At 71.6% G+C, this 6,495-nt stretch carries 5 protein-coding genes and 1 tRNA gene; 3 read left to right on the top strand and 3 right to left on the bottom strand.

Translation table 11 applies throughout. The features are described 5' to 3' along the window. Window positions 1-509 precede the first annotated feature (509 nt). Both EES43_RS14790 and EES43_RS14785 read right to left on the bottom strand, forming a co-directional pair. Window positions 510-596: transfer RNA gene (locus tag EES43_RS14790), tRNA-Ser, on the bottom strand. Between the two features lie 86 nt (window positions 597-682). Next, on the bottom strand, window positions 683-2,257 hold the full coding sequence (locus EES43_RS14785; RefSeq protein ID WP_124269171.1) for a S1C family serine protease: 1,575 nt from the start codon (window positions 2,255-2,257) through the stop codon (window positions 683-685). A gap of 190 nt (window positions 2,258-2,447) precedes the next feature. Between EES43_RS14785 and EES43_RS14780 the strand changes: the two genes are divergently transcribed. From EES43_RS14780 to EES43_RS14770, 3 genes are all read left to right on the top strand, one after another. Then, window positions 2,448-3,284, top strand: a complete 837-nt coding sequence (locus EES43_RS14780; protein WP_206430054.1) for a glycerophosphodiester phosphodiesterase — start codon at window positions 2,448-2,450, stop codon at window positions 3,282-3,284. Between the two features lie 73 nt (window positions 3,285-3,357). Further along, entirely contained in the window at window positions 3,358-4,041 is a 684-nt protein-coding gene (locus EES43_RS14775; protein ID WP_124269169.1) for an ATP-binding protein, read from the top strand. A gap of 202 nt (window positions 4,042-4,243) precedes the next feature. Then, entirely contained in the window at window positions 4,244-5,209 is a 966-nt protein-coding gene (locus tag EES43_RS14770) for a DUF5926 family protein (protein WP_124269168.1), read from the top strand. Between the two features lie 434 nt (window positions 5,210-5,643). Here the strand turns inward: EES43_RS14770 and EES43_RS14765 are convergent, their stop codons facing one another. Next, on the bottom strand, window positions 5,644-6,399 hold the full coding sequence (locus EES43_RS14765; protein WP_124269167.1) for a bifunctional DNA primase/polymerase: 756 nt from the start codon (window positions 6,397-6,399) through the stop codon (window positions 5,644-5,646). Window positions 6,400-6,495 lie beyond the last annotated feature (96 nt).

Below are 6,495 nucleotides of genomic sequence, written 5' to 3'. Positions count from 1 at the left end.
AAAGACTCAGGACACTAATGTGAGCGATCTGCGCGGTGGGCGTGTATAGGCCGCGATCCTTGAAGATCAGTGGCTTCGCGCATCCTGGATAAGCGCAGTGCGTTGCTGTACCGAACAGCAACTTGATCGTCGCTTCCCTATAGCTTCGCCCCATATCTACAGCGTAGCCCAGTGGTCACAGGCGGCCAGGGCGTTTGCCCTTCGAAGTTTTCTAACCCTGGTTGCCCCTGAGTCACAAGACGACGTATCCGCGCCCTTGCCCGCTACAAGTGGGAGTTGAGGCTCAGCGCGCGACCGCGTGGACCAGGTCGCGGGAGGCTGTCAGGGACTTGCCGCCCCATAGCCGCCCCACGCTCCTCGATAGCCGGCGGATCGGCTGGTCCACGGATGGTCCACACAAGCCGATCGAAGGCGGGACAGACGTGAACTACGTTGAGACAGACCCAATACAGAAGGGGTGCCCCGTTGGAGGGGCACCCCTTCTGATCAGGTACTTCTCTGACCTGCTGCGGTGGGTGTGGGATTTGAACCCACGGTGACATCGCTGCCACGACGGTTTTCAAGACCGTTCCCTTAGGCCGCTCGGGCAACCCACCCCGCGTCGGCGGTCCCCGGGCCGTGGTGGCCGGTGGGCCGTCCGGTCCGCGTGGGGCCGGGTCGACGCGTGGGACAGCCTAGCCGGTCAGCTGTCGCCTTCGCGCTGGCCCAGGGTTACTTCGGCCTGTGCCGTCTTGCCGTCGCGCTCGTACGTGAGGGTCACCTTGTCGCCCGGCTTGTGGGTCCAGATCTCGCCGATCAGGGTCGGTCCGCTGTCGATCACGGAGTCGTCGAACTTCGTGATGACGTCGCCCCCCTTCAGGCCGGCCTGTGCGGCCGGGCCGTTCGGGGTGATGGCCGGGGTGCCGCCCGTGCCCTGCGAGGAGATCGCCGCGCCGCCCGTCTTCTCCTCCATCGAGACCGTCGCGCCGATCACCGGGTAGACCGGCTTGCCCGTCTTGATCAGCTGCTCGGCCACGTTCTTGGCCTGGTTGACCGGGATCGCGAAGCCGAGGCCGATGGAGCCCGCCTGCGACTGGCCGAGGCCGCCGCCGGTCGACTGGATCGCCGAGTTGATGCCGATGACCGCGCCGGTCGCGTCCAGCAGCGGGCCGCCGGAGTTGCCCGGGTTGATCGAGGCGTCCGTCTGCAGGGCGCTCATGTACGAGTTCTTGTTGCTCGAACCGTCCCCCGAGGCCACCGGGCGGTTCTTGGCGCTGATGATGCCCGTGGTGACCGTGTTGGACAGGCCGAACGGCGCCCCGATCGCGATGGTCGAGTCACCGACCGCTACGCCCTCGGAGTTGCCGAGGGGGAGCGGGGCGAGGCCCGGGGGCGGATTCTTCAGCTTCAGCACGGCGACGTCGTACCCCTGGGCACGGCCGACCACCTCGGCGGCGTACTTCTTGCCGTTGGAGAAGGTCGCCGACAGTTCGCCGGAGTCGGCGGCCGAGGCCACCACGTGGTTGTTCGTGAGGATGTGGCCTTCCTTGTCGTACACGAAGCCGGTGCCCGTGCCGCCCTCGCCGTCGCCGCCCTGCGCGTCGATGGTGACCACGCTGGGGAGGGCCTTCGCCGCGACCCCGGCGACGGTGCCGGCGGGGCGCTTGAGGTCCCTCGGAGTGTCCGACGCCGCGACCGTGGTCGAGCCCGTGGACCCGTCGTCGTTGCGGTCGGCGGCCCAGAAGCCGAGCGCGCCGCCGATGCCGCCGGCGACGAGAGCCGCCACGGCGACGGCCGCGACCAGCCCTCCGCCGCGGCGCTTGCCGCGCGGCGACTCGGAGCCGGGCGGAACCGGAGCGCCCCAGACCGGACCGCCGCCGCCACCGCCCCCGGCCGCGTAGCGCGCGCCGCCGTCGTCGTAGGAGTAGGAGGGGACGGCGGGCGGCGGCGGGGGCCAGGAGGCCGCGCCCGCGGGAGGCTGGGGCGGCGCGCCGTACGGGGCGTGCTGGGGCGGCTGCGGGGCCGCCGAGTGACCGGCGGAGGCGTGCGCCGGTGCGCCCTGATGTGTCGGGTCGTGGCGCGGCGCTTCGGCGTGCGCCGGAGTGGCAGGGTGCGCGCCAGGGGCGTGCGGGGGTTCGTCGTGCGCGGCGCCCTGGCTCGGCGGGGGCGGAGGCGTGACTCCGTCAGGGGTCTGATCGGGAGTGGCGGCCGGCACGGGAGGTACGGACGGAACGGACGGTACCGCTTTGCCCTCGTTGCCCTCGTTCTCGGTGCTCACAGCTCTTTACTCCTCGGTTCCACTCGGCATTCGGCAAGAGATCCGCTGTGCACGTGTCTGCGGTCAGCTTTTCCCACAGCACGTCGGGCCACTGTAAGCAGGACCTGTGCATCCGCACACCAATCTTTACATCAGACAAAATGGACCTTCAGCGTGACATGTGCCCGCCTACCCCCGTCACGGTGACACCATGACGCGGGTGACCCAAGCACGCCAGCACAGCCCGCACGCCTCGATCCAGGTCATCGCCCATCGCGGCGCCTCCGACGAGGCCCCCGAACACACCCTGGCCGCCTACCGCAAGGCCATCGAGGACGGCGCCGACGCCCTGGAGTGCGATGTCCGGCTGACCGCGGACGGCCATCTCGTCTGCGTGCACGACCGCCGCGTCAACCGTACGTCGAACGGCCGCGGGGCCGTCTCGGCGCTGGAGCTGTCCGATCTCGCCGCCCTGGACTTCGGATCCTGGAAGGACCGCGAGGAGTCGCCCGACTGGGATCCGGTGCCCGGCGAGCTCACCTCCGTACTCACGCTGGAGCGGCTGCTGGAGCTGTTCACCGAGGTACGGGCCGGCGGCCGTCCGCTGCAACTGGCGATCGAGACGAAGCATCCCACCCGTTGGGCCGGACAGGTCGAGGAACGGCTCCTGCACCTGCTGAAGCGCTTCGGCCTGGCCGATCCGCCGGCCGACGGCCCCTCGCCCATCCGCGTCATGAGCTTCTCCGCCCGGTCCCTGCACCGCGTCCAGATCGCCGCGCCGACGCTGCCGACGGTCTACCTGATGCAGTTCGTGTCGCCCCGGCTGCGGGACGGGCGGCTGCCCGCCGGCGCGCGGATCGCCGGACCGGGGATGCGGATCGTGCGCAGCCACCCCGGATACATCGAACGGCTGCACCGAGCGGGCCACCGTGTGCACGTGTGGACCGTGAACGAACCGGCCGACGTCGAACTCTGCGCCGAGCTGGGCGTCGACGCGATCATCACCAACCGCCCGAAGCAGGTCCTGTCCCAGCTCGGGCGCATTTAGTACGCAACGAGCGAACCGTGACACCGTGACGGGGTGTACTCCGGCGCATTCGGTGGACATCCGATCGTCACGAGTGCGTCACCGACAGCACTTCCGCCGGTTTCCGGTGCAGCTCAGTGGGGCATCCAACCCGTGGCATCGGGCAAAGGAGGTCTCGGGGGTGGCGTTCGTGGTGGCACAAGAGGTGCCTACGTCGTCGAGCATGGCCGTTCCTCATGGGCCTGCCGGCGTGGGACAGGCACGGCACCGGATGCGCGAGCAGCTGCGCGGCAACGGGGTGTCGGACGCGGTCGTCGACGACGCTGTTCTCATCCTTTCCGAACTCCTCAGCAACGCCTACCGTCACGGCAGGCCGCTGGGACGGCACACGGACGTCGGTGAGGGCGACGTCCTCGCCGGGTGGCGCGTGGAGCCGGGCGGCGGCCTGACCGTGGAGGTCACCGACGGCGGCGGGCCGACCCGCCCCGTACCGTCCACGCCCTCGGTGACGGCCCGCGGCGGCCGGGGGCTCACCATCATCGGCGCCCTGGCCCAGGAATGGGGCGTACGGGACGACTCCTCCGGCGAGGTCACCGTCTGGGCCCTGGTCTCCCCGACGAAGCAGCCCGGCCCCGGCGGGAGCGAGCCGGACGGCGGCTGCCCCGCAGGAAGCAAGCTCGCCGGGAACCGCCGGCGCGAGAGCGGGCTCGACGAGATCGGACGGCTCACCGGTTTCGAAGGGCTGGACTTCTCGGACGTGCTCGACGACGTCAGCTGACCTCCCCTACGACCCGAGCCGGCCCCCGGTACGACCCGGGCCGGCCTCCCGTACGACCCGGGCCGGCCTCCCGTACGAGCCGAGCCGGCCCTCCGTACGACCCGGGTTCCTGGAGCCCACCCGCCGGTGTGTGCCCCGGCGTTCCCCCGGGCGGCTAGGCTCGCGCCGAGTCCGCACAGTCGCAATCGGGAGAATGCCCACCATGGCCAAGAAGCGCCCTCAGACCAAGGCCGGGAAGCAGCAGCTCAAGGACGGTGAGATCCCGGTCGTCGGGGCCCGTGAGCCCTGCCCGTGCGGTTCGGGCCGTCGTTACAAGGCGTGTCACGGACGCGCCGCCGCCCAGGCCGTGACCGAGCTCGTCCACCGTCCCTTCGAAGGTCTCGCCGGGGAGAGCGACTGGGTCGCGCTGCGCGAACTGGTGCCCGCCGCCACGGTCGAGCTGACGCTGAAGGGCGGACTGCCGGAGGGCGTTCCGTCGGTGACGCTCGCGACGGTCCTGCCGATGGCGTGGCCGGCCCTGCGCCGGGACGACGGTTCGGTGCTGCTCGCCCTGCAGAACGACACCTCTTCCGGCGACCTCAGCCGCGACCTGGCGGACACCCTCCAGCGCGCCCTGGAGGCCGAGCCCGGCTCCCCGGTCACCGCCCGCCGCGTGCCGGCCGACGGTCCGCGGCTCCAGGACCTGCTCGACCCGGACGCCGCCTTCGAGCCGGTCGTCCACACGGGATTCGAGTTCTGGGTGCCGGACGCCGACCACGCCGACCCCGAGGTGTCGGCCTCGCTGGAGCGGGCCAACGCCGCCGCCATCCCGACCACGCTGCTGTCCGGCGTCGACGCCGCCTACTGGTGCGAGACCCCGGAGAAGAACCACCTGCGCTGGGTCATGCGGCACCCCGAGGAGCAGCTGCTCGACGCGCTCGCCCGGCTGCACGCCGCGGGCACTTCGTCGCTCGGCGAGGACACCCGGCTGGTCGGCTCGTTCCGGGCGCACGGGCTCGTGGTCCCGGTCTGGGACCTGCCGAGTTCGATGGGCGCGGAGGCCTGCGAGAAGCCCGCCGTCGCGTTCGCCGAACGGCTGGCGACCGCCCTCGCGTCCGACGTGCCGCTCACCGCCGAGGAGCGGCGCGCCCGCGGTGGCCTCACCAACCGTCAGGTGACACTGAGCTGAACGTGACGACGTTCTCGGCCGGCTCGGTGACCCGCGTCACAACTGCCCGTACCCGCAAGTAAATCGGCGTCCTCGCAGGCGAGATCGAATTTGCGAACGGCAGATCTCTTGTTACGGTTCTAAAAGCCCGGTCGCTGGTGCATCCCCCGTCGCCAGCGATCGGGCGTCCTCATTTCCGGCTGCGACCGGGCCGGCGACGGCCGCATCGTCGCGAGCCGCGCCGCATGACTCACGGCTCGCGTCCCGACGGTCGCCTGCGGACACAGGTCCCGCGTCGCGTCGGTCCCGCCTCTCGTCTCCCGCAGTGCTTCCTGGCACCGCGCCAAGCGCCCCGATATCCGCGGACGCGCGCGGTGCGGATGAGCGATACGGAGGCGGTGAAGCCGGGCCCGCTCACCGGTGGGCGGCGTCGGCGGGCCCGGTCTCACCCGCCGTCAGTACGCGAGCCGGCTTCCGCCGTCGGGTGCGCTGGTGCTCGCGTCGACCAGTGCGTCCAGGACCGCCTCGACGTCCGGGAGCCAGGGAGCCGCCGTCGGGGCAGCGCTCCCCGAAGCCCGCCGGGCGGTGAACGCCGGTCCGCCGGCCGGGGCCGCGCCGGAGGAGGGGGCCGAGGCGGGTGGCCGTTCCCAGCGCACCTGTCCCGCGCCCGTGTCGGACGGCGGCAGCACCAGGTAGCCGCCCTCCCCGTGGAACCGCAGCGAGCTGGGCACCCAGTCCTTGGCGTGCAGCATTTCGCCCAGCCGCTCCAGCGAGTACGGGGCGACCAGCAGCGACCACCGCGTGGGCGTCGCCACGACGGGCCCCAGCCGCATGCCCCGGCCGTCGAGCACGGTGAGCGCCCGCGCGGCGGCCACGGCCGGCAGGCTCACCGCGCAGGGCGCACAGCCGCCCGTCGCCAGCATCACGGGTGCGGCGGGCCGGCTGGTCCACCACCAGCGCACCATGCGCTCGTCGGTGGTGGCCGCGAGAAGGCCGGGATCGAAGGGGTGTGCGCCGGGTACGGCGCAGTCGGGGTCGAGGCAGGCGCAGCGCGGTCCGCGCTCGTCGCGCGGGCCGTCCGGCGTCATCCCTGCTCCGGGGAGCACGGGCCACTGCCATACGGTGGCGCAGGTCAGGGCGGCGTCGAGCCGGGCCGCCGCCTCCTTGCGCCGGAGCCGGAGCCTGCGTCGCCTTCCGAGGATCTCGCGCATGAGCGCTCGTTCCTTTCCGTTGAACGCCGAGTCCACATGACACCACGGGTGTGTGACACCACATGCGTATCTCTTCGCTGTGCGTACGTGCCCATC

The organism is Streptomyces sp. ADI96-02 (assembly GCF_003846185.1).
Taxonomy (GTDB): domain Bacteria; phylum Actinomycetota; class Actinomycetes; order Streptomycetales; family Streptomycetaceae; genus Streptomyces.
Note: the sequence above shows the minus strand (reverse complement) of the source record. Positions and strands in the feature narration are given on the sequence as shown.